The sequence below is a fragment of the Pseudomonas frederiksbergensis genome (assembly GCF_035751725.1).
Classification (GTDB): Bacteria; Pseudomonadota; Gammaproteobacteria; order Pseudomonadales; family Pseudomonadaceae; genus Aquipseudomonas; species Aquipseudomonas frederiksbergensis_A.
Genome location: NZ_CP142104.1, coordinates 192,770 through 218,051 on the forward strand (window position 1 = coordinate 192,770; position 25,282 = coordinate 218,051).

Annotated in this window: 21 protein-coding genes and 1 pseudogene; 11 read left to right on the forward strand and 11 right to left on the reverse strand. The window is 61.7% G+C overall.

What is annotated here, in order from left to right; translation table 11 throughout:
- The first annotated feature begins 46 nt into the window (after positions 1-46).
- Genes cysT through VQ575_RS00945 form a run of 3 tightly spaced genes read left to right on the forward strand, consistent with a single transcriptional unit; the run spans position 47 to position 2,741 of the window.
- Positions 47-865 (forward strand): sulfate ABC transporter permease subunit CysT, encoded by an 819-nt coding sequence (cysT, locus tag VQ575_RS00935; protein ID WP_039594204.1) that lies wholly within the window; start codon positions 47-49, stop codon positions 863-865.
- Between the two features lie 13 nt (positions 866-878).
- Complete coding sequence (gene cysW / locus VQ575_RS00940; protein WP_039594203.1) at positions 879-1,748, forward strand: sulfate ABC transporter permease subunit CysW; 870 nt, start codon at positions 879-881, stop codon at positions 1,746-1,748.
- A 3-nt stretch (positions 1,749-1,751) separates the two neighbouring features.
- A complete protein-coding gene (locus tag VQ575_RS00945) occupies positions 1,752-2,741 on the forward strand; it encodes a sulfate/molybdate ABC transporter ATP-binding protein (RefSeq protein ID WP_039594202.1) in 990 nt (329 codons plus the stop codon).
- Positions 2,742-2,842: 101 nt separating this feature from the next.
- Here the strand turns inward: VQ575_RS00945 and VQ575_RS00950 are convergent, their stop codons facing one another.
- Positions 2,843-3,367, reverse strand: coding sequence for an Mpo1 family 2-hydroxy fatty acid dioxygenase (locus VQ575_RS00950; protein ID WP_325918874.1), 525 nt, complete (start codon positions 3,365-3,367; stop codon positions 2,843-2,845).
- 87 nt (positions 3,368-3,454) lie between these two features.
- On the opposite strand from VQ575_RS00950, the gene VQ575_RS00955 reads away from it, so the two are divergent.
- The 3 genes from VQ575_RS00955 to VQ575_RS00965 all read left to right on the forward strand — a co-directional run bounded on the left by VQ575_RS00955 (position 3,455) and on the right by VQ575_RS00965 (position 5,783).
- Complete coding sequence (locus VQ575_RS00955; RefSeq protein ID WP_045154755.1) at positions 3,455-4,141, forward strand: Crp/Fnr family transcriptional regulator; 687 nt, start codon at positions 3,455-3,457, stop codon at positions 4,139-4,141.
- Positions 4,142-4,303: 162 nt separating this feature from the next.
- On the forward strand, positions 4,304-4,552 hold the full coding sequence (locus VQ575_RS00960; RefSeq protein ID WP_039594199.1) for a helix-turn-helix domain-containing protein: 249 nt from the start codon (positions 4,304-4,306) through the stop codon (positions 4,550-4,552).
- Entirely contained in the window at positions 4,545-5,783 is a 1,239-nt protein-coding gene (locus VQ575_RS00965) for a type II toxin-antitoxin system HipA family toxin (RefSeq protein ID WP_325918876.1), read from the forward strand. The genes VQ575_RS00960 and VQ575_RS00965 overlap by 8 nt, the downstream gene beginning before the upstream one ends.
- A gap of 153 nt (positions 5,784-5,936) precedes the next feature.
- Here the strand turns inward: VQ575_RS00965 and VQ575_RS00970 are convergent, their stop codons facing one another.
- The gene (locus VQ575_RS00970) at positions 5,937-6,941 is read right to left on the reverse strand and encodes an AraC family transcriptional regulator (RefSeq protein WP_039594197.1); all 1,005 of its coding nucleotides are present in this window, start codon (positions 6,939-6,941) and stop codon (positions 5,937-5,939) included.
- Between the two features lie 100 nt (positions 6,942-7,041).
- Here VQ575_RS00970 and VQ575_RS00975 point away from each other — a divergent pair, with 100 nt between their 5' ends.
- Complete coding sequence (locus VQ575_RS00975; protein WP_039594196.1) at positions 7,042-8,115, forward strand: fatty acid desaturase; 1,074 nt, start codon at positions 7,042-7,044, stop codon at positions 8,113-8,115.
- 84 nt (positions 8,116-8,199) lie between these two features.
- Here VQ575_RS00975 and VQ575_RS00980 read toward each other — a convergent pair whose 3' ends face one another.
- The 3 genes from VQ575_RS00980 to VQ575_RS00990 all read right to left on the reverse strand — a co-directional run bounded on the left by VQ575_RS00980 (position 8,200) and on the right by VQ575_RS00990 (position 12,278).
- Complete coding sequence (locus tag VQ575_RS00980) at positions 8,200-10,704, reverse strand: TonB-dependent siderophore receptor (protein WP_325918877.1); 2,505 nt, start codon at positions 10,702-10,704, stop codon at positions 8,200-8,202.
- An 85-nt stretch (positions 10,705-10,789) separates the two neighbouring features.
- Entirely contained in the window at positions 10,790-11,773 is a 984-nt protein-coding gene (locus VQ575_RS00985; RefSeq protein WP_325918879.1) for a FecR family protein, read from the reverse strand.
- Between the two features lie 4 nt (positions 11,774-11,777).
- A complete protein-coding gene (locus tag VQ575_RS00990; protein WP_039594193.1) occupies positions 11,778-12,278 on the reverse strand; it encodes a sigma-70 family RNA polymerase sigma factor in 501 nt (166 codons plus the stop codon).
- 264 nt (positions 12,279-12,542) lie between these two features.
- Between VQ575_RS00990 and VQ575_RS27100 the strand changes: the two are divergent.
- Together VQ575_RS27100 and VQ575_RS27105 are read left to right on the forward strand one after the other, a co-directional pair.
- Positions 12,543-13,568 (forward strand): annotated as a pseudogene (locus tag VQ575_RS27100) (HAMP domain-containing protein); the annotation flags it as partial.
- 69 nt (positions 13,569-13,637) lie between these two features.
- Positions 13,638-14,423 carry a methyl-accepting chemotaxis protein gene (locus tag VQ575_RS27105; protein WP_411829956.1) on the forward strand — a complete coding sequence of 262 codons (786 nt, stop codon included), beginning with the start codon at positions 13,638-13,640 and terminating at the stop codon, positions 14,421-14,423.
- Positions 14,424-14,512: 89 nt separating this feature from the next.
- Here VQ575_RS27105 and VQ575_RS01000 read toward each other — a convergent pair whose 3' ends face one another.
- The 5 genes from VQ575_RS01000 to VQ575_RS01020 form a co-directional block, all read right to left on the reverse strand.
- Complete coding sequence (locus VQ575_RS01000; protein ID WP_039594191.1) at positions 14,513-14,986, reverse strand: SRPBCC family protein; 474 nt, start codon at positions 14,984-14,986, stop codon at positions 14,513-14,515.
- 31 nt (positions 14,987-15,017) lie between these two features.
- Positions 15,018-18,443, reverse strand: coding sequence for an amino acid adenylation domain-containing protein (locus VQ575_RS01005; protein ID WP_325918881.1), 3,426 nt, complete (start codon positions 18,441-18,443; stop codon positions 15,018-15,020).
- Positions 18,444-18,453: 10 nt separating this feature from the next.
- Positions 18,454-19,386 carry a diiron oxygenase gene (locus VQ575_RS01010; RefSeq protein ID WP_039594189.1) on the reverse strand — a complete coding sequence of 311 codons (933 nt, stop codon included), beginning with the start codon at positions 19,384-19,386 and terminating at the stop codon, positions 18,454-18,456.
- The gene (locus tag VQ575_RS01015) at positions 19,383-20,159 is read right to left on the reverse strand and encodes a DUF3050 domain-containing protein (protein ID WP_039594188.1); all 777 of its coding nucleotides are present in this window, start codon (positions 20,157-20,159) and stop codon (positions 19,383-19,385) included. Before VQ575_RS01015 ends, VQ575_RS01010 begins: the two co-directional genes overlap by 4 nt.
- Before the next feature lie 690 nt (positions 20,160-20,849).
- Positions 20,850-21,530, reverse strand: a complete 681-nt coding sequence (locus VQ575_RS01020; protein WP_039594187.1) for a GntR family transcriptional regulator — start codon at positions 21,528-21,530, stop codon at positions 20,850-20,852.
- A 269-nt stretch (positions 21,531-21,799) separates the two neighbouring features.
- On the opposite strand from VQ575_RS01020, the gene lapG reads away from it, so the two are divergent.
- Positions 21,800-22,420: a cysteine protease LapG gene (gene lapG / locus VQ575_RS01025; protein ID WP_411829957.1), complete on the forward strand. Its 621-nt coding sequence runs from the start codon at positions 21,800-21,802 to the stop codon at positions 22,418-22,420.
- 14 nt (positions 22,421-22,434) lie between these two features.
- Entirely contained in the window at positions 22,435-24,381 is a 1,947-nt protein-coding gene (gene lapD, locus VQ575_RS01030) for a cyclic di-GMP receptor LapD (RefSeq protein ID WP_325918883.1), read from the forward strand.
- Between the two features lie 445 nt (positions 24,382-24,826).
- On the opposite strand, the gene VQ575_RS01035 is transcribed toward lapD, so the two are convergent.
- On the reverse strand, positions 24,827-25,165 hold the full coding sequence (locus VQ575_RS01035) for a hypothetical protein (RefSeq protein ID WP_039594184.1): 339 nt from the start codon (positions 25,163-25,165) through the stop codon (positions 24,827-24,829).
- Between the last annotated feature and the right edge of the window lie 117 nt (positions 25,166-25,282).

Consider the following 25,282-nt stretch of genomic DNA (forward strand, 5'->3'; position numbering starts at 1 on the left):
CGGATTCATTGTGGCGAGGGAGCTTGCCACACAACCAAGGACCTTTATGTCGCGTCGCATATCCCCCGTCATACCCGGCTTCGGGCTGACGCTGGGCTACACCCTGGTGTACCTCAGTCTGATTGTGCTCATACCCTTGGCGGCGATGTTCGTGCACGCCGCCCAACTCACCTGGGAACAGTTCTGGGCGATCATTTCGGCGCCGCGGGTACTGGCTGCCTTGAAGCTCAGTTTCGGCACCGCGCTGTACGCCGCGATCATCAACGGCGTGATCGGTACGTTGCTGGCCTGGGTGCTGGTGCGCTACACCTTCCCCGGCCGCAAGATCATCGACGCGATGATCGACCTGCCGTTCGCCTTGCCCACCGCCGTGGCCGGTATCGCGCTGACGGCGTTGTACGCGCCGACCGGCCTGGTTGGCCAGTTTGCCACCGACCTGGGTTTCAAGATCGCCTACACTCCGCTGGGCATCACCCTGGCGCTGACCTTCGTGACGCTGCCGTTCGTGGTGCGCACGGTGCAGCCGGTGCTGGCCGACATTCCCCGTGAAGTCGAAGAAGCCGCCGCTTGCCTTGGCGCGAAACCGTGGCAGGTGTTCCGCCATATCCTGATGCCGGCATTGTTGCCAGCCTGGTTGACCGGCTTCGCCCTGGCCTTTGCCCGAGGCGTGGGCGAGTACGGTTCGGTGATTTTCATCGCCGGCAACATGCCGATGAAAACCGAGATCCTGCCGCTGCTGATCATGGTCAAGCTCGACCAATACGACTACACCGGCGCCACCTCCATCGGCGTGCTGATGCTGGTGGTTTCCTTCGTCCTGTTGCTGCTGATCAACTTGTTGCAGCGGCGCATCGAAACCCCATAAGGAGGCGCGAACCATGTCCCAATCGTCTATTTCCGCAGCCTCCACCAACGCCGCCCGTCGCGGCAGCGCGACGTCGCGGCGCGTGCTGATCGGCCTCGGCTGGCTGATTTTTGCGCTGTTTTTACTGCTGCCGTTGTTCATTGTGGTGTCCCAGGGCTTGAAGTCCGGCCTTGGGACTTTCTTCGCGGCAATCTTCGAGCCTGACGCATTGTCGGCGCTCAAGCTCACCGTGTTCGCGGTGTTGATTTCGGTGCCCCTGAACCTGGTGTTCGGCGTCAGTGCCGCGTGGTGCGTGAGCAAGTATTCATTCCGCGGCAAGAGCATGCTGGTGACGCTGATCGACCTGCCGTTCTCGGTGTCGCCGGTGATCGCGGGCCTGGTCTACGTGCTGATGTTCGGCGCCCAGGGCCTGTTCGGGCCGTGGCTGCAGGATCACGATATCCAGATCGTGTTCGCGCTGCCGGGCATCGTCCTGGCGACCATCTTCGTCACCGTGCCGTTCGTGGCCCGCGAACTGATCCCGCTGATGCAGGAACAAGGCACCCAGGAAGAAGAGGCCGCGCGCCTGCTGGGCGCCAATGGCTGGCAGATGTTCTGGCATGTCACCGTGCCGAACATCAAGTGGGGCCTGATCTATGGCGTGGTGCTGTGTACCGCCCGGGCCATGGGTGAGTTCGGCGCGGTGTCGGTGGTCTCCGGGCACATTCGCGGGGTGACCAACACCCTGCCGCTGCACGTCGAGATCCTCTACAACGAATACAACCACGTGGCCGCGTTCGCCGTGGCGAGCCTGTTGCTGATCCTGGCGCTCTTCATCCTGCTGCTCAAGCAGTGGAGCGAAAACCGAATCAACCGCCTGCGCGACAGCGCCGCGGAGGAATAAGTCATGTCGATCGAAGTCCGTAACGTCAGCAAGAATTTCAACGCCTTCAGGGCCCTGGACGACATCAGCCTGGACATCCAGAGCGGCGAGTTGGTGGCGCTGCTCGGGCCATCGGGTTGCGGCAAGACCACGTTGCTGCGAATCATTGCCGGCCTCGAGACGCCGGATCAGGGCAATATCGTCTTCCACGGCGAGGACGTCTCCGGCCACGACGTGCGTGATCGCAACGTCGGTTTCGTGTTCCAGCACTACGCCTTGTTCCGCCACATGACGGTGTTCGACAACGTCGCCTTCGGCCTGCGCATGAAACCCAAGGGCCAGCGCCCGAACGAAAGCCAGATCGCGGCCAAGGTCCACGAACTGCTGAACATGGTCCAACTGGACTGGCTCGCCGACCGCTACCCGGAGCAGTTGTCCGGTGGCCAGCGCCAGCGTATCGCCCTGGCCCGTGCCCTGGCGGTCGAGCCCAAGGTATTGCTGCTGGACGAACCGTTCGGCGCCCTCGACGCCAAGGTCCGCAAGGAACTGCGCCGCTGGCTGGCGCGGTTGCACGAGGACATCAACCTGACCTCGGTGTTCGTGACCCACGACCAGGAAGAGGCCATGGAAGTCGCCGACCGGATCGTGGTGATGAACAAGGGCGTGATCGAGCAGATCGGCTCACCAGGAGACGTCTACGAAAACCCGGCCAGCGACTTTGTTTACCACTTCCTCGGCGACTCGAACCGCCTGCATTTGGGGGAGGACCGGCATGTGCTGTTCCGTCCTCATGAAGTCTCGTTGTCGCGTTCGGAACTGGAAGACCACCACGCCGCCGAAGTGCGCGACATCCGCCCGCTCGGCGCCACCACCCGGGTGACGTTGAAGGTGGAGGGCCAGAGCGAACTGATCGAGGCCGAAGTGGTGAAGGACCACGACAGCCTGGTGGGGTTGGCGAAGGGCGAGACGTTGTTCTTCAAGCCGAAGGTCTGGCAGAAGGTGTCCAATCTTTAAAGGCTTCGTCGGAACGCCGCCCGGAGCTGGGCTCGCTTCCACAAGGGATTTGTGTACGGCGCAGATCCGCTGTGGGGGCGAGCCTGCTCGCGAAGGCGGCCTCAGGCAGCCGCTCGCTTCGGATTGATTCTTACCGGCCCCGCCTGCGCCTCGATTTGCTGCTTGAGATCATGGCGCATGCCCAGCATGAATCCCGCCTCGACCACCACGAACAACGGCCCGACGACCAAGCCGGTGAGGTCATCGACGAACGCCGGTTTGCGCCCTTCGTAGTAGTGACCGACAAACTGGATCACCCAGCCCACCACGAACATGCCCAGGCCGCTGGCCAGCCATAGCGCTGTGCTTTGCGCGGCGAGCACCTGGCCCAGCCAGACGGCGAGACCCAGCAGCACGGTCATCAGCACACCCAGGCGCAATTCCAGGCGCAGATAGAACCAGGCACTCGCCACGGCCATCAGCAGCGCGGGAGAAACCAGGACCGCGCCAACCGGCCATCCCGGCCGTGACAGCAATACCGCGACGGCGACAAAAATCAGCGGGATGCCGATGAAGTGGCTGGCGATATTGCGCGGGTCGCGGTGGTAGGCCGCGTATTGACTGAGGTGATCGACGAGGCTTTTCATTGTTGTTCCTCCTGAGGTGATGCCTTCATGATGAACAGGTTTCACGAGGCGCTCTGTCAGCTAGCCGACACTTGTCCCGGAGTTTCCATGAATTCGCACCCCTGGCACACGCATCTGCTGACCGGCCATTGGTACAGCCACCTGCCTGCTGAGTTACAGAATAGTCTGCTGGGCATGTCGCGGGTGCGCCGCCTGGCGCCGGGGCAGTTGTTGTTCAAGCGCGGCGATTCGCCCTGCGGCTTGTACGCGGTGCTTGAAGGCGCGGTGCGCATCGGCGCGGTCAGCGAGCAGGGCAAGGAAGCGCTGCTGAGCGTGGTGGAGGCGCCTCATTGGTTCGGTGAAATCTGCCTGTTCGATGGGCAGCCGCGAACCCATGATGCGGCGGGCGTCGGGCAATGTTCGTTGCTGCATGTGCCACAGGCTGCGCTATTGGCCTTCCTGGAAGAACAACCCGTGTATTGGCGCCATCTTGCCTTGCTGATGAGCCACAAGCTGCGCCTGACGTTCATCAATCTCGAACACTTGAGCCTGATGCCCGCCCCGGCCCGCTTGGCCCACCGCCTGCTGATGATCGCCGAGGGCTACGGCGAAATCGATTCGGCGCGCCGGATCTTGCAACTGCCCCAGGAACAACTGGCGCTGATGCTTTCCCTGTCGCGCCAGACCACCAACCAGATCCTCAAGGATTTGCAGGGGCAGGGCATTGTTCATCTGGGATATGGCGAGATCGAGATTCTAGACATCGAGGGGTTGCGGGCATTGACCACGATTTGAATCCGACGCGGCATCCGTGGCGAGGGTTGTCTGGGCGAAGGGCGTCGCGAGCAAGCTCCCACACACATGTTTATGCGCTACACTTCACGATAAATATGAATTAAATACAGTGCATATCGTTAAATTTGATAGACATGCACTGTATATGATGCGGAAAGTACGATGGAAAACCTCGGCGATTTGATAAGGCGACTTCGAAAAGAACACCGCCTCTCCCAGCAGGCATTGGCCGCGCAGTACGGCATGAGCCGTGCCACGATTTCCGGCATCGAAAACAACACGATTGCGGAAGTCGGTATCCGCAAGGTCGAAGCGATCCTCAACGGTTTTGGCTACGAGTTGACAGCTGTCGCTCGCCCTGCGAAACGTCCCACGCTCGACTCACTGAAAAAGGATGCTTTCCATGGCTGACGAGCAAGGCCTGGACAGGTTGCAAGTCACCATCAGTAAAACAGCGGTTGGCGTTCTTGGGCGGGGCCAGCAGCGCAGTGAATCTGTGTTTGCCTATTCCACGGGGGCGCAAGAGGAGCAGTCGGTTTCGCTGACCATGCCGGTGCGTCTTGAAGGCTACGCATGGGCACCCGGCGTACCACCCATTTTTGAGATGAACCTGCCGGAAGGTGCCTTGCGTGATGAGTTGGTTCGCCGCTTCAGCAAAGCGGTACGAGGCTTTGACGACTTCGCCATGCTTGCCATCGTGGGGCCTCATCAATTGGGTCGGGTGGGCATTGGTCGTCTGGAGATTCCGGCCGGGCCGCCTGAAACCAGCCTGGCTGACTTGCTTGTACACGACGGGGCCGAGGGGTTGTTCGACGATCTGCTGAACACCTATGGGCAGTATTCGGGCGTGTCCGGCGTACAACCCAAGGTACTCATACGCGATAGCGCATCGACAGTCGATCGCTTGACCCACCGGGGTGCCACACACCTGATCAAGGCTTTTCGCGCGGACGAGTTTCCCGAGCTGGCCGCCAACGAGTTTTTTTGTATGCGGGCCGCATTGCATGCAGGGCTTGAGGTGCCGGAGTTCGAGCTCAGTGAACGCGGTAAATTTCTGATCGTGAAGCGTTTTGATTTATCACGCGCTGGCGAATACCTGGGCTTTGAGGACTTCTGTGTGCTCAACGGCTCTCCTTCTAAAACCAAATACGACGGTTCGTATGAAGGCGCGGCCCGGCAGATCAAGGCGTACGTTTCACCTCATAAGCTCAATCAGGCGCTGGAGTCTCTGTTTAAAATCGTGGCGCTTTCGGCTGGTTTGAAAAATGGTGATGCGCACCTGAAGAATTTCGGGGTGCTCTATGACCACTGTGGCGCTGACGCATCTATCAGGCTCGCACCCGCCTACGACCTGGTCAGTACTGCGGTTTACATTCGTAATGACAACATGGCGCTCCTGCTGGGCGGCTCCAAAGCGTGGCCGAAATATAAGATGCTGATGGGGTTTGGTCGCTCAGCCTGCAACTTGACAGAGAAGCGCTGCAAGGAATTGTTGGAGCAGGTGGTTCATGGAATGGATATCGCCTTGGTCGAAATGCGTCGCTACATGAATAGTCATCAGCCGTTCCGAGCGACAGGGGAAGCAATGGTCGACGCTTGGACATCGGGCCTTGCACGCAGCCTTAAACCCAGCGCCGACTGACCCTCGCCACAGGGCTTGGGTTCTCTGGGCGAAGGTCATCGCGAGCAAGCTCGCCCACAGGGGCTTGGTGTTGTCGCAGCTATTGCGGTCACACCGCTTCCAATGTGGGAGCGAGCTTGCTCGCGATAGGGCCCTGCCCGGCACTGAAAATCCTTAACGCAACCCATCCCGGAACTGCCCCGGCGTCATGCCCGTCCAGCGCTTGAATGCGCGGCTGAAGCTGCTGGTGTCGGCAAAGCCGAGCAGATAGCTGACCTCGCTCAGTGAGCACTGTGGATCGCGCAAATGCAGCAGCGCCAGATTCTCCCGGCATTCGTTCAGTAGCGCGTCGAAGCGGCAGCCCTCGTCTGCCAGGTGTCGCTGCAGGCTGCGCAGGCTCAGGTGCATGGTCTGGGCGATGCGTTCGGCGCTGGGTTCGCCTTCGGGCAACTGGGCTTCGATGGCGGCGCGGACCTTGCGTTCCCAGGTCAGCGGCTGGAGCTGGGCGAGGGTGCGCTTGAGCACGGTTTCGTTGTGTTCGGCCAGCTCCGGGTTCGCGTCGTCCAGGTGGCTGTCGAAATCCACCAGATTGAATTCCAGGCTGTCCTGGCCGGCATCGAAATGCACCGGTGCGCGAAACACCTTGTGCCATGGGCTGGGGTCCAGCGGTTCCGGGCGGCGCAGGTAGACCGCCAGCGGTGCGTAGTCGCGGCCCAGCCGGTTGCGGCAGGTACGCACATAGATCGCGGCAAACGCGTCGATGGCTTCGAAGGCGGGGGCGGGACGTCCCGTCGGCACATCGAGGCTGAAGCGATAGCGGTCTTCGCCGCGGCTCAGTTGCAAGGTCAGCGCATCGCTGACCACCGGGTGATACCGCACGATCCGCTCGAATACTTCGCGCAAACTGCCGCTGGCCACCAGGGCGTAGCCCAGCGCATGGAACGTGGTGGGGCTGACGAAGCGCGACACGCGCAGGCCGATCGCCGGGTCGCCGCTGGCCTGCACCGCCAACGTCCACAGGCGCGTGGTGGCCGAGAGCGGGTAGCGGGCGTTCGGGTCGTCCATCAACACCGGGTCCAGGCCCGCCTCCACGCATAAGGCTTGGCTGTCCAGGCCCAGCGCATCGAGCTGCTTGCGCAGGGCGCGGGTCCAGCTGGCGAGGGAGGTGGGTTCGGTCATGACAATTGGCGCTTGCGGTCAACAGGTTGGCGTTTACGGCTACCACCCGATGGGACAACGCCCGGCAGGATGAGCACATCGTTAACAGAGGATGTAAGCCATGCACGGCACTTGCGCAAGCCCCGAGCGATTGAATGCACAACAGCGAGCCGCCCACATCCGCCAGGTTGTCCTGGCCCGGGGCGAAGAACTGCGCCGGCGCTACCCGATCCTGCGGCACCAGGACGCGTTGGGCGCGGGCATCCTGGCGTTCGCCCTGGCGGGGATGATCGGCTCGGCGCTGCTCTACATCAACGGCGAGCTGGCCGGTTGGGCCTGCCTCTTGCTCAACGCTTTTTTCGCTTCCCTGACCCACGAGCTGGAGCATGACCTGATCCACAGCATGTATTTCCGCAAGCAGCGCATGTCCCATAACCTGATGATGGGCCTGGTGTGGCTGGCGCGGCCGAGCACCATCAACCCGTGGATCCGCCGCCACCTGCACCTCAACCATCACAAGGTTTCCGGCAGCGAAGCGGACATGGAAGAACGCGCCATCACCAACGGCGAACCGTGGGGATTGGCGCGTTTGCTGATGGTGGGTGACAACGTGATGTCGGCGTTCATCCGCCTGCTGCGAGCCAAGACCTGGGCGCACAAGCGCAGCATTCTCAAGCGCACGTTGAAGGTGTACTTCCCGCTGGCGCTGTTGCACTGGGGCGCCTGGTACGTGTTCCTCGGTTTCCATGGCGCCAACGCCGTGGCCGGGTTGCTTGGCAGCCCCATCGACTGGTCGGCCAGTACCTTGGCGACGATGCAGGTGATCGACATCGCGGCGGTGGTGATCATCGGCCCGAATGTGCTGCGCACCTTTTGCCTGCACTTCATCAGTTCGAACATGCACTACTACGGCGACATCGAGCCGGGCAATGTCATCCAGCAGACCCAGGTGTTGAACCCTTGGTGGTTGTGGCCGCTGCAGGCGTTCTGCTTTAACTTCGGCAGTAGCCATGGCATCCACCACTTCGTCGTGAAGGAGCCGTTCTACATTCGGCAACTGACGGTGCCGGTGGCGCATCAGGTGATGCGGGAGATGGGCGTGCGGTTCAACGATTACGGCACGTTCGGGCGGGCGAATCGGTTTGCGGGCGAGGACGGTGTCGCGAGGGAAAAGGCGGAGACGGTTCAGGCCTGATCGCTCCCTCTATGAGCGAAGGTAAACCTGTGGCGATGGAGCAAGCTCCCCCGCCACAGGGAATGAATCAGGTCTGAGAACCAGTCAGAACTGATAACTCACCGTAGCCGCCACGTTGCGCTCTTCACCCATGTAGCAAAAGCTCAGGCTGGCGCACGAGGCGATGTAGGTTTCGTTGGTCAGGTTGTTGGCGTTCAAGCGCACATCTACGCCCTTCAAGCCGACCTTGCCCAGGTCATACCCCACCGACGCATCGAACAGCGTGTACGAAGGCACCTTCATGGTGTTCTCCGCGTCGACCCAGCTGGCGCCCACATAGCGCACGCCGCCGCCCAGTCGCAGGCCATCGAGCGTGCCGCTGTCGAACTTGTAGTCGGCCCACACCGAGGCCATGTGGCGTGGGGCCTGGGTCGGTGAGTTGCCTTTGTTTTCGATGATGTCGGTGGGCGTGCTCAGGGTGCTGATCATCGATTTCGAATATTCGATATCGGTAAAGGTGTAGCTGCCCAGCACCTTGAACTGTTCGGTCAACTGCACGTGCGCTTCCAGCTCCAGGCCTTGGGAGCGAACGGCGCCGACGGCGCGATAGAAGTTTTCCTGGGGCAGCTTGGTCGCGAGGTTTTCCTGGTCGATGCGGAACAGCGAGGCGGTGTACAAATCATCCGTGCCTGGCGGTTGGTACTTCAAGCCCAGTTCCCATTGCTTGCCGTCGGTGGGCGCCAGCGGATTGCCGGCGCTGTCGGCGTAGGAGTTGGGGTTGAACGACTCCGAATAGCTGATGTACGGCGCCAGGCCGTTATCGAACAGGTACAGCGCCCCGACGCGACCGGTGAGCTTGGTGCGCTTGTCATTGATCTCGGTGCCTTCGGGGCGACCGAATTCGGCGATGCGGTTTTCATCCGAGGTCTCGACCCAATCCTGGCGCAGGCCCAGGGAGAAGCGCCACTTGTCCATTTCGATGAGGTCTTGCAGATAGACGCCGGTCTGCTCAAGGCGCCGCACGTAGCTGGTCGGGCTGAAGTAAGTGATGGCTGAGTTGCCATAGACCGGGTCGAAGGCGTTGATCGGGGCGAGGCTGCCGCTGGTCCAATCGACCACGGTCTTGCGCCGCTGGTAGTCCGCACCCATCAGCACCGTGTGCTTGGTGGCACCGGTGAAGAATTCGGCCTGCAGCATGTTGTCGACGATGAATGAATGCAGCTTTTCTTCGGCACCCGTGTAATAGCGATTCAGCTCGTTGCTGGTCGGCGTGGTCCAGTCATAGGCGTAGACCTGATTGTTGGTGACGTCTGAGTCCAGGTAGCGGAAGTTCTGCCGGGCGGTGAAGACATCGTTGAAACGGTGTTCGAATTGATAACCGAACGATTGCTGGTCACGTTCGTAAACGTCGACGCCGGGCTCGCCTTCGAAGAAGTTTTCCGAGATCCGCCGGCCATTGCGCTTGTGCAACGCGCCATCGGCCGGCACGCCGCCGTGGTAGCCGCCGTCGGGTTCGTGCTGCAGGTAGGCTTGCAGGGTCAGCGAGGTGTCCTCGGTGAAGTCGATGCTGACGGTGGGCGCCAGGGTGAAGCGCTTTTCCTTGTTGTGATCGAACTGGGTGTCGGAGGTGTCCGCCAGGCCGATCAGGCGATAGGCGATGCGTTTTTCATCGTCCACCGGCCCGCTGAAGTCGAAGCCCACGCCGCGCTGCCCCTGGGTGCCGACGGTGGCCTGGACCTGATGGTATGCCTCGTAAAGCGGCTTCTTGCTGGTGAGCGCCACCAGGCCACCCGGAGAACTGCGGCCATACAGCACCGAGGACGGGCCTTTGAGGATATCGACCCGCTCGAGGAAATACGGATCGACTTGCATGGAGCTGTAGGTGCCGCTGTCGCCCATGGACTTGAGGCCGTCGAGGTAGATGTTGTCCACCGAGCCGTCGTTGAAGCCGCGCATGGCCACGTAGTCGTAGCGATGGGTCGCGCCGTAGGGGTTGGTCAGCACGCCAGGGGTGTAGCGCATCGCCTGGGACACGGTCTGCGCGCCTTGGTCGTCCATTTGTTCGCGCGTCACCACCGATACGCTTTGCGACGTCTCGCGCAGGGCGGTACTGGTTTTCGTCGCGACTTGGCTGTGGGTGGCGTTGTAGCCCGCCATGCTGCCCAGGGCGTTACCCAGGGCGAAGCCCTTGACGTCGGTGGTCGGCAGCGCCAGTGTGCCGTCCACGGCCTGGGTTTGTAATACGTACCCACTGCCCTCCTGGCCGACCGCAATCAAGCCCGAGCCGTTGAGCAATTGATCCAAGGCCTGGTCTGCCGAATACTCACCTTTGAGGCCCGGCGACTGGCGGCCAGCGGTTTGCCCTGGGGTGCTTGCCAGGGTGATCCCGGCCTGGCGCGCGAACTGGTTCAGCACCTCGTCCAAGGGACCTGCGGCAATGTTGTAGCTCTGGCGGCTGGCGGTGACGCCGTCCTGCGCGGCGGTAGCCAGCATCGGCACGGCACTGGCGCCCAGCGCGGTGCTCAGCAGCGCGGCGCGGACGGCCTGGCGCAAGAGGCTGGTTTGCGAGGAACGGCCGAAGGAGGTCTTGAAGGTTACGCGCTCAGTCATTATGGGTTTCCGTTGGAGTCGCTGAAGGCAGATAAGCGTTGCTTACAGTCCTAGCCGGACGCCTTCGCAAAACCCGCCAAAAAAATCAGGCCGCACGTTCCACCGTGACCCACCAGCGGGTTCGATAATGCAGTTGCACAGGCAGCGTGCGGGGAAGCACGGCCAGCATCTTGTCGATGTCGTCCAGGCGAAAGACGCCCGACAAGCGCAGGTCGGCGATCGAAGCGGCGCATTTCAAGTAGCCCCGACGGTAGCGGCCGACCTCGTTGAGGAAGTCTTCCAGGCGCATGTTGCGCGTGACGATCAACCCGTCCGCCCAGGCGCCGGCGTCCATGTCCTGGGGCGGCGCCAAGGTCGCTGTCGTTGCGCTGACGAGGTAGCTTTGCCCGGCCTCCACTTGGATCGGCGCGCCATCGCTGCCACGATGCGAGCCAATGGCGACCCGGCCGCTGGTGACAGTCAGGCGCGTGCAGCCACTGTCCTGGCGCACGACGAAGCGTCCCGCCAGCCCTTCGAACAGACCTTCTTGGCTTTTCACCAGCAGCGGGCGCTCGGGATCACGACCGCAGGTGACCATGATTTCGCCGCGCGCCAGTGTGATCAGGCGTTGGCTGGCGGTGTAGTCGAGGTCGGCGGCGCTGTAGGTGTTGAGTTCAAGTCGTGTGCCGTCCGGCAGTTGGAAGCCGCGTCGTTCGCCCGTGGCAGTGGCGAAGTCGGCATTCCATGGCTGCCAGCCCAGGTCCTTGCCCAACCACGCGGCGGCCCCCACCACGGCAACGCCGGACAACAGCTTCAGGGCCTGGCGCCGGCCGAGGCGCTGGGCGCTGGTTTCCAGGGTGTCGAGGGCAATATGAGCACCGGGCACGGCGCGCAGGTTGGAACTGAGTTCGCTGTGCAGCGACTGCACCCGTTGCCAGGCCAACTCGTGATCGTGATGGGCGATGCGCCAAGCGTCGCACTGTTGGCGCAGGATCGGGTTGGCGGCATGGTTACGCAGGCGCAGCAGCCAATGGATCGCTTGCTTGACCACCTGCTGCGACGGGCCGCGACCGCGCGATGGTTGTTCCATCGGCTCAATCTTCATAGCGCAGCACGTAGCAGTGATACAGCGCATCGGCGACGTAGCGCTCCACCGACCGCAGCGAGATCCCCATCTGCTCGGCGATCTGCTTGTGGGTCATGCCTTCGCACTGGGCAAGCAGGAACGCCCTGCGAACTTTCGGCTTGAGCCCTTCGAGCATGCGGGAAATGGCCTCCAGCAGTTCCACGATCAGCGCCTGGGCTTCGGTACTGGGGGTCTGGGCCTGCGGCAGATGCGCGATGGTCTCAAGGTAGGCGCGTTCGATTTCTTCGCGACGCCAATGATCGATCACCAGGCCCTGGGCGATGGTGCGCAGGAAGGCGCGGGGTGCCTTGAGTTCCAGGCGTTCGGTGCGTTGCAGCAGGCGCACGAAAGTGTCTTGGGCGAGGTCGGCCGCATCGGCGGCGTTGCCCAATCGGTTGCGCAGCCATGTGTGGAGCCAGCCGTGGTGGCTGCTGTAGAGCGCCTGTACTGCAAACTGGGGAGAAGACATGAACGCGACAGCCTGGGCCACAAATGATAATAGGTCGCATTGTCATCAGCGCCCGGCAAATTTGCAACCACCGTTCGCCGTGGACTCCTGCCGATTCAGTGGTCATCTCGTCGGACAATTGTACAACCGGCTAATCTTTTCCAGGCGCTGGCCGACAGCAAGGTAAGCGTGCACCAAAATGGAGCGGATCCAATCTGCCCCCATCAGTACATGGAAGTTTTTCAACCGGAATGCACCCCTCACCCTGCATAAGAAGCCTCATCCATGAATCTCAAGTTCAGCCACAAAATCCTCCTGGCCGCCTCTGGTGTGGTGGTCCTGGCTTTTGCCCTGTTCACGCTCTACAACGATTATTTGCAACGCAATACCATCGGTCGCAGCCTTGAGTCGTCCATCGAGCAGTCCGGCGACCTGACGGCCAGCAGCGTCCAGAACTGGATGAGCGGGCGCGTGCTGGTGCTGGAAAACCTCGCGCAGAACATCGCTCATCAAGGCGCTGCTGCCGATTTGCCAGGGCTCGTGGACCAGCCGGCGCTGACTTCGAACTTCCAGTTCACCTACGTGGGCCAGAACACCGGCGTGTTCACCCAGCGGCCCGATGCGAAGATGCCCGACGGCTACGACCCGCGTCAGCGTCCCTGGTACAAGCAGGCCGTCGCCGCCGATAAAACCATGCTCACCCCGCCCTACCTGGCAGCGGTGGGTGGCCTGGTGGTGACCATTGCCCTGCCGGTCAAGCACAACGGCGAGCTGCTTGGCGTTGTGGGCGGTGACCTGAGCCTGGAAACCCTGGTGAAGATCATCAACTCCGTGGATTTCGGTGGTATCGGCCATGCGTTCCTGGTCAGCGGCGACGGTCAGGTGATCGTCAGCCCGGACAAAGACCACGTGATGAAAAACCTCAAGGACATCTACCCCGGCACCCCGGTGCGCATCGGCAAGGGCATCCAGGAAGTCGAGCTGAACGGTGAGGACCGCATCCTTTCGTTCACCCCAGTGACCGGTTTGCCGGGCGCCGAGTGGTACATCGGCCTGTCGATCGACAAGAGCAAGGCCTACGCACCGCTAAGCCATTTCCGCACGTCTGCGTTGATTGCGATGTTCGTCGCGGTGGCGGTGATTGCGTTGCTGCTGAGCCTGTTGATCCAGGTGTTGATGCGTCCGTTGACCACCATGGGTCGCGCCATGCAGGACATCGCCCAGGGTGAAGGCGACCTGACCCGGCGCCTGGTGGTGCAGGGCAAGGATGAGTTCGCGGTGCTGGGTGGTTCGTTCAACCAGTTCGTGGAGCGTATCCACGCCTCGATCGCTGAAGTGTCTTCCGCCACGCGGCAGGTCCATGACTTGTCGCAACGGGTGATGACGTCTTCCAACGCCTCGCTTGTCGGTTCGGATGAGCAGAGCGCGCGCACCAACAGCGTGGCCGCCGCGATCAATCAATTGGGCGCCGCGACCCAGGAAATCGCCCGTAACGCCGCCGATGCTTCGCAACATGCCAGTGGCGCTAGCGAACAGGCGGACGACGGTCGCCAAGTGGTGGAAAAAACCATCCAGGCCATGACCGAGCTGTCGCAGAAAATCAGCCTGTCGTGCACCCAGATCGAAACCCTGAACGCCAGCACCGACAACATCGGGCACATCCTCGACGTGATCAAGGGCATCTCCCAGCAAACCAACCTGCTGGCCTTGAACGCCGCCATCGAAGCGGCCCGTGCCGGTGAGGCCGGACGTGGTTTTGCGGTGGTGGCCGATGAAGTGCGCAACCTCGCGCACCGTACACAGGAGTCGGCGGAAGAAATCCACAAGATGATCACGTCGCTGCAAGTCGGCTCTCGTGAAGCGGTATCGACGATGAATGCCAGCCAGACCTCCAGCGAAGAAAGCGTGGAGGTGGCCAACCAGGCCGGCCTGCGCCTGGTCAGCGTGACCCAGCGTATCGGCGAAATCGACGGCATGAACCAGTCCGTGGCCGCCGCGACCGAGGAACAGACTGCCGTGGTGGAGACCCTCAACATGGACGTCAGCCACATCAACCTGTTGAACCAGCAAAGCGTCGCCAACCTCAACGAAACCCTGAAGGATTGCGATGCTTTGTCACAGCAGGCCAATCGGTTGAAGCAACTGGTGGACAGCTTCAAGATCTGATCCAGGCGCACCAGTCCTTACTCGATCCAATCCGGTCCCCTGTGATGAAGGAGCAAGCTCCCTCGTCACGGGGGCGCGGGTTGCCTCGATTAGGCCCGGTCAGCAAACTGCTTGCGCACATTCCCCATCGCCTCATCGGCGAAGCCTTGCAGGAAATCCCTGAACCCCTCCCGCGTATGCGCCTCGGTGTGGTCGGCAATGATCGTCCAGGTGGCGCGGCAACGGTTGTCGCCAAGGGGCTCCACGCGCATTGCCGCCCAGAGATTGTCGATACCCAGGGTGTTGTAGATCAGCGTCCAGGTCATGTGCATGGCGTGGTCGTCACGGCTGTTGAGTTGCTCCACCACCAGGTTTTGTCTATCGCAAAAAATCTTCTTGCGCAGGGAACGCACGCCTTTGCCGGTCATTTCGATGCGCTCAAGCGCCGGGATGAAACGGTTGAAACCGCCAAAATCACCCACCATGTCCCAGACTTGCGCCGCATCGGCGGGGACTTCTACCGAGGTTTCGATATGGCAGGCTTGAGGGTTCTTGATCAGGGTGTCGGGTTGAAAAGCACTCATGGTCTTGCTCCTTGCGTTGGGTTGGGTTGTTTCAGATGAAATCGATGGCCTTGAGGTAATCGGCGCCGCGGCGCAGCAGGGCCGGGGATTTTTCCGGGTAATGGGCACCCATCTGCCGCACGCCGGAACGGGCGTTGTCATGGCGGATGAGCGAGATGTCGCCGATGTCTTCCTCAAAGCCGTTGAGGTAGAAACCCAGCACACCGAACAGCGCGTTGTCGGCGTCGACCCGCGCCAGCTGCTGTTGCCAGTCAGCGACACTGACCAACGAGAATTCCCGGCCACTGTCGCGGAACGACGCCACATACGCGTCCCAGCTCAAGGGCTCGGGATTGTGCAGGTTGAAGACGGCTTGGTTGGGTTGGTAACGGCTGGCGTGGAAGGCGATGAAACGGGCGAGGAAGTCCACCGGCATCAGGTCGAAATTGAGCGACAGGTCCGGCACCTGGCCGAGTTGGATCGAACCCTTGAGCATCAGCATCAAGCGGTTCTTGTGGGGCTGGCAAACCCCGGTCTGGCTGTTGAAGCTGATGTTGCCGGGGCGGAACAGATTGACCCGGACGCCTAGGTCCCGGGCCCGTTGCAGGATCCGCTCGCCGACCCATTTGGACAGGTTGTAGCCGTTCTTGATGTAGATCGGTGGTGTCGTGGCGGCGGGCTGCTCCAGCACCTGCCCGTTGGCGTCCAGGGTGCTGGAGGCCGACAGCGTCGAGACGAAGTTGAAGATCTTTTTGCTGCGCCCTTCGCACAGGCGCAGGCATTCAAAGATCGGCTCGACGTTGTCCGGCGCCAGGGACTCATAGTCGAGCACATGATTGACGTGGGCGGCGTTGTGCACCAACGCGCCGAACGTGCTGTCGATGCGCTGGTAGGTATCGTCCGGCAAGCCCAATTGCGGTTGGGTGATGTCGGCGGCGTAGACGCTGACACGGCTCAGGTCCAGATGCTCAAGGCGATTTTCCCGCAGGGCCTGGGCGAAGCGCTGGGCCGCGCTTTGCCCGCCGGATTCTCGCACCAGGCACGCCACTTCCGTGGCGCCCCACGCCAGCAACGCTTCGACGATGTGCACGCCGAGGAAGCTGTTGGCGCCGGTCACTATCACTTTATGTACATCACCGCACTGGCTGATGGGCAGCGGATCGAGGTTGAGTTCGGCTTCGGCGTCGATGAAGGCCTGGGGGCTCAGGGTCGATGGGTCGCTCTGTTCGGGACCGTCGAGCAACTTTGCCAAAGTGATCAACGTGGGTGCTTCGATGAAGCGGTTGATTGACAGGCTGCGGCCAAACGACTGGCGGATACTGAGCAGCAATTGCGAGAGCAGGATCGAATGCCCGCCAAGGTTGAAAAAGCTCTCGTCGGTGGCGATGTCCTCGGCCGGCAACTCCAGCAACTCGGCCCATAGCTGTTGGAGTTGCGTCTCCAAGGCATTTTGCGGCTGGCGCCCTTGCTGACCCGTCTGGACCGATCCCGCCGACGCCAGCAATGCCCGGCGATCAACCTTTCCATTGCTGGTGTAAGGCAGGCTGGGCAGCTCGATGTAGGCCGCTGGGTGCATGTAGCTCGGCAGCGAATCCTGCACATGCTGGCGCAGGACGTGGAGCGCCGCGCCGGGTCGATCGTCAACGGGGTTCGCCAGGAATGCGAGGATCCGCCGTCGCTCGTCGACACCCACTGCCACCTGGCGGAACACCTGGCTGTCGCGCAGGCAATGTTCGATCTCCTCGGGCTCGACCCGAAAGCCGCGGATCTTCACCTGGTTATCGCGGCGGCCGCACAGCTCGATTCCGTCGTCGGTCCACTGGCCGATATCCCCGGTGCGATAGGCGCGAAGTGTTTGCCCGGCGGGCAGCGTCAGGTCCAGGTAACGGCTGGCGGTCAGCGCGGGATCGTTCAGGTATCCCAGGCCGACCCCGGGCCCGGCGATGTACAACTCGCCAGGCGTGCCTTGTGGCACCGGTTGCAGTTGTTCGTCCAGGATCAGCACGCGGCCGTTGGCGATGGGCGTGCCGAGGTTGCGGTTGTTGTCACCGACGGAGAATTGCCGCGTAGTCGCCAGCACCGTGGTTTCCGTCGGGCCATAGATGTTGTGGAAGCGGCACTGTGGCGCCAGTCGCTCGATCACGTAAGGCTCGCAAACGTCGCCGCCAGTGATCAGGTGCGCCAGCCCCAGGGGCCCTTCCAGCGGCATCACGCTCAACAGCGCAGGCGGCAGGAAGGCGTGGCTGACGCGCTCTTCGCGAATCAACGCCTCCAGTCGCTGCGGGTCGCGACGCTGGTCCTCGCTGGGCACCACCAGCAGCCCACCTTGGATGAAGGTCGGCAGGATATCCAACAACGATGCGTCGAAGTTGATGGTGGAAAACTGCAATGCGCGACTGTCGCGCCGCAGCCCCACATGATCACCGTACCAGGCGCAGAAATGGCTGAGGTTGCGATGGCTGAGCAAGACTCCCTTGGGCTGGCCGGTGGTGCCGGACGTGTAGATCGCCACGGCCGGGTCGTCGGCATCCACCACGCGACGGATCGTCGAAGCCGGGAGGCCGGGCTTGGACGGAGGCAGCCGATGGACATTCAGCGTCGGCGTCGGGCACTCGCCCAGGTCGCTGTCGCCGTCGTGCAGCAACAGGTCGGCCTTGGCGTTGTCGAGAATGAAGCGTCGGCGTTGCGCGGGGTGTTGCGGGTCCAGCGGCAGGTACGCCGCCCCGAGCCCCAGCACCGCCAGGATCGCCGCATACAGTCGCGCCGATTTAGGCAGGCACACGCCAATCACCCTTGGGCGATCGGCTGCTCCTCGCATGCTTGCCGTTATGGCCTCCTGCAGTTGCAGCACTGAATCGCGCAAGGTCCTGTAGTCGATGAGCTGGCCCTCGACCCGCAGGGCAGGTTTTGACGCGTCGTCGAGCATCCGCTGCTCGATGTCGTGCATCACCGGCACCTTCGCGGCTGCCAGCAGCCACGCTACCGCAGGTCGGTTGAGACGGTGCTCGAACGCGAGCGGTTCCAGCGCATCGAGCGCCTGCTCGGGCTGGCCGGTAGGCTCGTGCGGTGCCGTCGGCCACTGGTCGAAGCCACATTCATCGCGCGACAAGTGGCTGACCAGCCGTGCGCCGTGCTCGACCAGTGCCCTTGTTGCATGCTGGCGCAGCGACTGGCCGTTGCCGTCGCTCGGTTCAGTGATCGCTTCCTGGATCAGCAACCGCTGCGCCCCGTCACGGAAAACCACCACCGGTTGCGGCAATGCCTGGCCCGGCACTGTTTGGAGTGCCACGCGCAGCTGAAGCTGAAAACCCGCCGCGACGGAGCATGGCGCCGTGCCGTCGTCGATCACCAGGTCGATCGCGCCATGGCTGGCCAGTGATTGCAAATCCACGACACCATGGCCGTGTTGTTCAAGTTCCCGGGCCAGTTCGGCCAGGGCCTGGCTGTGGCCAGACACTGCGATTTCGAGGCGTCTCATCGGAAGGTCCTCATGGGGTCAGGTAATCGGCCAGGGCATCGCGCACGCAGGTTGACGCCAGCATCGAGCTGCCGCGAAAAAAACGCGTGATGTTGCCTACCAAGGGGTGAAAACGGTTGATGGGGTAAGCCAGCGCCCGGGCGTCTTCGCGCAGCGACTGGCGTGCCGATTCGTCGATGGGCAGATGGTTGATCAGCTCGAAATCGAACGCCTGTTGCAGATCACTCGCCAGGTAGTCGGCGATGAAGCCGGGCATCAATCGGGCGATTGCCTGGCGGTCCTCTTCAGGCGCGGTGCGCCAGTAAATCTGTACCAGCCGCGTCCAGAAACCCGAGTGCCGTCCTTCGTCCAGCAAATGGTCGGCCATGAGCCCCTTGATCGAGGCCTTGACCGAATCGTCCCGGGCAAAGGCTGCCACTTCGTTGGTCACGGTGTTCTCGGCGATGGCGATGCAGATCAATTCCACGGCGCTGAGCAAATGCTCCGGCGTTCGCGCCAGTGTCGCCGGGATCGCGCGGCTGAGCTCGATCTGCTGGGGCAACGGGATCGGTGAAATGCCGGTCATGTCGATGGTTTGCTGCATGAAGTCCATCGCCACCAATGCGTGGTAATCCTCGTCCACCACCACGGTCATCGCGTCGTAGCGACAGGCGAACGGAAACTCGATGCCAAAGCGGTTCTTGGCGATGCGTCGGGCGGTGTGATCCACCAGCTCGGTTTCGAAAATCACCACGTCATTGATGAACTTGTAGAGACTTTGCACCAAGACAAAATCACGCAGTTGCGGGCAATGGGTCAGGAAGGTCTGGCTATGCACCATGGGTTGGCGACTCATGGGGAAGATCAGCTTGTCGTCATCCTCGACCCGGCGTCGTGGCCGGGTGCGGATCGTTGCACGGCTTTCCCAGGCGTCGGCGAAGGATTGGTACTGAATGGCATTCATGGCGTCACCTGCGCAACCTGCTGGGTCATGCTCAGGCGCAGGCCATCCCACAATGCTGTGCGGCTGTGGACGGCGGCGAGAGCGGCGGCGAGGACTTCGCGCTCGCGCTGCGGGTCGCCATCGATCAGCCGCGCCAGCAGTTTCTCCGCTGCCGGGCCATGGTCTTCGGAGTCCACCTCGATATGGCGCTGCAGGTAGTAACGAAACGTCGGCGCCTGATCCAGGCCAATGCCCCAAGCGTCCAGCATGCGTTGGAACATCTGCGGGATGACGCTTTCGCGACCGTGCACGAAGGCGGCGGCCACGCTGTGGGCCGGGGCGTGCAGGGCGGTGTGCAGGGTCTGGCGCACGAAGCGCGCCGCTGCCGGTTCTACCTCGACGCTGTCCAGCGCCGTTTCGGGGCTGACGCCTTCTTGCTGCAGCGCGATGAATTGCTCAATCGCCTGTGTATTCGCACCGACTTCGCGCATGGCGTCCAGGTACAGTTCGAAGTGGCTGCAGTAGCCGGCACCGGGACGGTCGTCGGATTCCTCGCCCAGGACGATTTCGTTGATCAGACGCGCAGCATGGGGATCGGCGGGTGGCAGCCATGGCAGTTGAACGCAGGTCAGTTCCCGTTGCAGGCGCTTGGTCAGGGACATGAAATCCCACACGGCAAAAACGTGGCTTTCCATAAAGCGGCGCAACAAGTCGATTGATGTTATTTCAGAAAAAACCGGGTGTTCGCCAAGTTCGTGCTTTTTCAGAGATAGTTGTTCTTTGGTTGGCTGCATTTGAACGTCCTCATCAATGTTGTTTATCCGGAAGTTGCTCGCCTGTTTTTGTCAGGGCGAGCGAGTGCCTGAACCGGAATCCATGTTCTCTTGGAACTTCGATCTGATACTTGCTTATGGCTGTGTTGCTTGAGGCCTGGGCCTTTCGTGCTGCTTGTAGGCGGTCGAAGGCAACGCGGCGAGTAAAAAATTAGTACATGTATCAAAGGCTCTGCAAGTTATTTTTTTATTATTTAAAGTTGCTGTTTTATTGGGCGCGAAGAGGCTGAATAAAACTTTTATATATAAGTTTTATTGGCGCGAAGTTGCCCCTTCCGATTTATAACGATCAGAATCGAATGGTTCGAGTGAATGCCTCACTCGGAGCACTTCAGGGATTGGCGGAATAGGAAGTTAGGGTTTTATGGGCGGAATCCCGGTCGGACCTCCAGGTCATCCCGCCAGTTGTGCGGCGCTCCTTGCGTAGTGGCTTCGATTCGCCTGGCTATCGCCGGGCGCTGACTTCTTCAGGTCTGTTTTTGAACCGATAAACGCAAGAGTGAGCCCAAATCGATAGCAGTTCCATTGAACTGATGCAGGGACGAATCGCGACCGCGGCCGGGCCGCGTCCAGTGGGCGATTCGGGATGTGGATACGTGTGTAAGAAAGTACTACGCCGGCCAAGTGGCCGGCGCGGGGGCTGGGGCTCGCCTAGCGTTCGAGGTGGCGACGCATGGTGACGGAGGCTTTTTCCAGATGCTCTTCGAGCAGATGCACCGCTTGAGCGACGTCTTTGGCTGCCGCGGCGGCGAGCATCGCGCGGTGATCATCCTGGGTGAGCTTGCCCAGGCCCATGGATGACAGGTGAAAGCGCAGGAAGCGTTCCTCTTCGTTGAGTTCGCGCTCGACCAGGTCAAGCAGCTTGGCATTGGGCGCCTTGTGGTAGAGCGACATGTGGAAAAGGCGGTTGAGCCTGGCGATCTCGGCATAGTTGGTCTGCCCTTCGAGTTGCTCGATGTATTGGGCGGCCAAGGCCAGGTCATTGTCGTCAAGCAGCGGAATGGACAGGCGCAGGGCAAAGCCTTCCAGGACCGAACGCAGCGCATAGGTTTCGACCGCACTGCTGGTGATCAGCGGGGCTACCACCGCCCCCTTGTGCTGGACCACGTCGAGCAAAGATTGTGCTTCGAGCTGGCGCAACGCTTCGCGTACCGGCATGCGGCTGACCCCGAACAGGTCGGCCAGTTCCTGCTGGCGCAACGCAGTGCCGCTGGGCAGGCGGCCGTCGAGAATCGCTTCGCGCAACGAGCTTTCAATGATTGCGCGGGCCTGGGCAGCGGGAATGGGTCCGTTGACCTGGATGGTGCTTAACGGTTTGGGCTTCTGTGTCACGACAACACCTGACTGGTAGTAACGAATAATTGGATCCAAGCCAACATTAGTTACAGATTGCCAAGCCGTCAAAATTCGCGGCGCCGGTTCCTGAACTAAAGTTTAGTCTGCTTGTGGTGATTGCAACCTGCCATTGTCTTTTGCCGGTCCAGGCTTCACCATCCAACGAATTTCCAACGGCCCTTTTCGGACGTATTCCCTTGGCTGCACCTTCCCCGGTCCTCAGGTCCTTGCGCTGGCTGTGTTCGGCATTGCTGCTGGCCGGCCTGATGCTGGGCGGGCTGCGGGCCGACTGGGACTTTGCGCAGATCAGCCGGCGGGCGCAAGCGTTATATGGGCCGCTGGGCGAAGGGCAGCAACGAATCGATGCGTGGCAGCAATTGCTGGCAACCCAGAAGCAGATCCCGGAGCTGGCACAGCTCAAGGTGGTGAACCTGTTCTTCAACAAACAGGTGCGCTATGTGGAAGATATCGACTTGTGGCGTGAGGTCGACTATTGGGAAACCCCGATCCAGGCCCTGTGGAAGGGCGCTGGCGATTGTGAAGACTACGCCATCGCCAAGTATTTCAGCCTGCGTCACCTCGGGGTGTCCAGTGACAAGCTGCGCATCACCTACGTCAAGGCCCTGCGGCAGAACCGGGCGCACATGGTGTTGACGTATTACGCCACTCCCGATGCCATGCCGCTGGTCCTCGACAGCCTGATCGACGGCATCCAGCCCGCCAGCCAGCGAACCGACTTGCTGCCGGTCTACTCTTTCAACGCCGAAGGACTTTGGCTGTCAGGCAAGGGCAACAAGAAAGTGGGCGACACCAAGCGCCTGTCCCGGTGGCAGGATGTGTTGAAGAAAATGCAGGCCGAAGGTTTTCCGGTCGAGACGACTAACTAGGAGCGCGCGCTCAGATGTCCTTGTTCAAACAGCTGTTGATCGCTATCTGTCTGTTCCTGGTGGTTGCCTTCAGCGGCAGCTTCATGGTCAGCCTGGAGAGCTCGCGGACCCAGTACGTCAATCAGCTGCGTTCCCATGCCCAGGACGCGGCCACGGCGCTGGCGCTGTCATTGACGCCGAACATCGATGACCCGGCGATGGTCGAGCTGATGGTCAGCTCGATCTTCGACAGCGGCTACTACGCAAGCATCCGCGTGGTCGATGTGACGACCGATAAAACCCTGGTCGAGCGCACCGGCACCCCTGATGCGGGCAATGTACCGCAGTGGTTCATCAAGCTCATCGGCCTGGAGCCCGCCGGCGGGGATGCGATCGTCAGCCGCGGTTGGGAGCAGGCGGCGCGGGTCGAAGTGGTCAGTCACCCGATGTTCGCCCTCGCCAAGCTCTGGCAAAGCGCGTTGGGCAGCCTGGGCTGGCTGTTGCTGTGCGGCGCCGTGAGCGCGGTGCTGGGCGCCTTGCTGCTGCGTCGCCAACTCAAGCCCCTGGATTACATGGTGCATCAGTCCCATGCCATCGCCCGACGTGAATTCCTGAGTCTGCCGGAGTTGCCACGCACGCCTGAACTGCGGCGCGTGGTGCAGGCGATGAACCAGATGGTCGAGAAGCTCAAGGCGCTGTTCCAGGAGCAGGCTGAGCGCAGTGAGAAATTGCGGGTGGAGTCCTACCAGGACAACCTTACGGGGCTGGCCAACCGGCGCTATTTCGAGATGCAGTTGCATGCCCGGGTGAGCAACCCGGAGCAGGCCAGTTCCGGTTACCTGTTGTTGCTGCGGGTCAGGGACCTCGCCGGTCTGAACCAGCGGCTGGGCGGGCAGCGCACCGACCAATTGCTCAAGGCCGTGGGCGAGCAGCTGTCGCGTGAATGTGCCCGGTATCCCGAAACCCACAATCTGGTGACGCGTATTCGTGGCGGCGAGTTTGCCGTGCTGGCACCTGGGCTGGTGCGCGAGGAAGCGCTGCAATTGGCACAGAATCTGGAAGGCGCGTTGGCGAGCTTGCACGCCACTGGCGCGACCGATGTGGCATCGGTGGCGTCCATCGGGCTTGCTCCGTTCGTGCATGGCGACTCGCCGCAAGCGGTGCTCCAGCTCGGCGACCAGGCGCTGGCCCAGGCCGAAAGCCAGGGCGAACCGGGCTGGGCCTGCCTGGAACACAGCGCGTCAGCCAGCGTGGGCGATGATCATCATGCTTGGCACAACCTGCTCGACCGGGCCCTGAGCGATCAAGGCTTCGAACTGTACTTCCAGCCGGTGGTGGCCGCCCAGGACACCCAAGTCGTGCTGCACTACAAAGTGCTTTCGCGGTTGCTTGACGAGCAGGGCCAGACCATTCCCGCCGGACGATTCCTGCCGTGGCTTGAGCGCTTCGGCTGGACGTCGCGCCTGGACCGCTTGATGCTCGAACAGGTGCTCAAGCAGATGGCCGGGCATGAACAGTCCCTGGCGCTCAACCTGTCATCCGCGACCCTGGCTGATCCCCAGGCGTTGAACAAGGTCTTTGAAATCCTGCGGGCCCACTCAAACCTTGGGTCGCGCCTGACGTTGGAGATCGGTGAAGAACAACTGCCCGAGCAAGCGGTGCTGGAGCAGTTGACCCGGCAGTTGCGCGAGCTTGGCTTCTCCCTGAGCCTGCAGCGTTTTGGCGGGCGATTCAGCATGATTGGTAATTTGTCGCGGCTGGGGTTGGCTTACCTGAAGATCGATGGCAGCTACATCCGGGCCATTGATCAGGAGAGCGATAAGCGGCTGTTCATCGAGGCGATTCAGCGTGCTGCTCACAGTATCGACCTGCCGTTGATTGCCGAGCGGGTGGAGACGGAAGGGGAGTTGGCGGTGATTCGTGAGATGGGGTTGTTTGGGGTGCAGGGGCAGTTGGTTGGGGAGCCTCGGCGTTGGGGGTGATGGTTGTTGGTTAGGTTTTTGACCGGGTACATATCCGTTGCTTCGGTCACGGCGGCTTGGGGTTTCGCCCTTACGGCGACTCACTTTTTTCAGACGCCAAAAAAAGTAAGCAAAAAAGGCTTGCCCCACCACTCGGTGCCTCGCCTAGGCTCGGCATGCCCTCTCTCCGGCATTGCTCCGTGGGCCCGCCGCGAAGGGCCGTCCATGGCCCAGCGCGGCTATCCCGGCATCCATGCCGGGATGCCTACTGCGCAATGCCTGCGTTCGGCCATTGTGGTTAACGGGGCCCCCAGATCAAAAGCTGGACGAGGCGGCCTGAAGCCGACCTGTTTCCTTGGTGATCGCGGTTCTCCCCTGGGGAGCAAGCCTGCTCGCGAAGGCGTCAGTCCAGACACCAAAAGTTTGTGGCGAGGGCGCCGTGTACTGCCTGGAGCGACGTGGCAGCCTAGATCAACCCCTTCTCATCATCATCGATCAACCGGCTCAGCCCACCCAAGGCTTCACGGGCCTGGTTGCGGTCCATCAGCTTGGCCTGGGCCGCGGCTGGCAGATCGGTGACGCGGATGACGCCTTTGGTGGTCAGCACCTGGATCAAGTCGTCGAGTACCCGGATCATCTCCAGGTCGCTCTGCTTGAGCTGCTTGAGGCTGTTTTCCACCGCCTGGTTGGCGAACCAGTCCTGGATCTCGTGGTTGTCGGCCGGCAAGGTTTCGGTGGCCTCGGCGTAAGCAGTGGCCTCTACGCGCACCAGCAGGCCTTGTGCATCGCGTTGCACATAAAACATCGGGCATCCCTCGTGTATGAAGCGGCGTCATGCTGGGCAGCATAGCCAACTTAGGGGGAGTATGAACACTTACCGTGGCGAGGGAGCAAGCTCCCTCGCCACGGTTTTGTGTCAGCT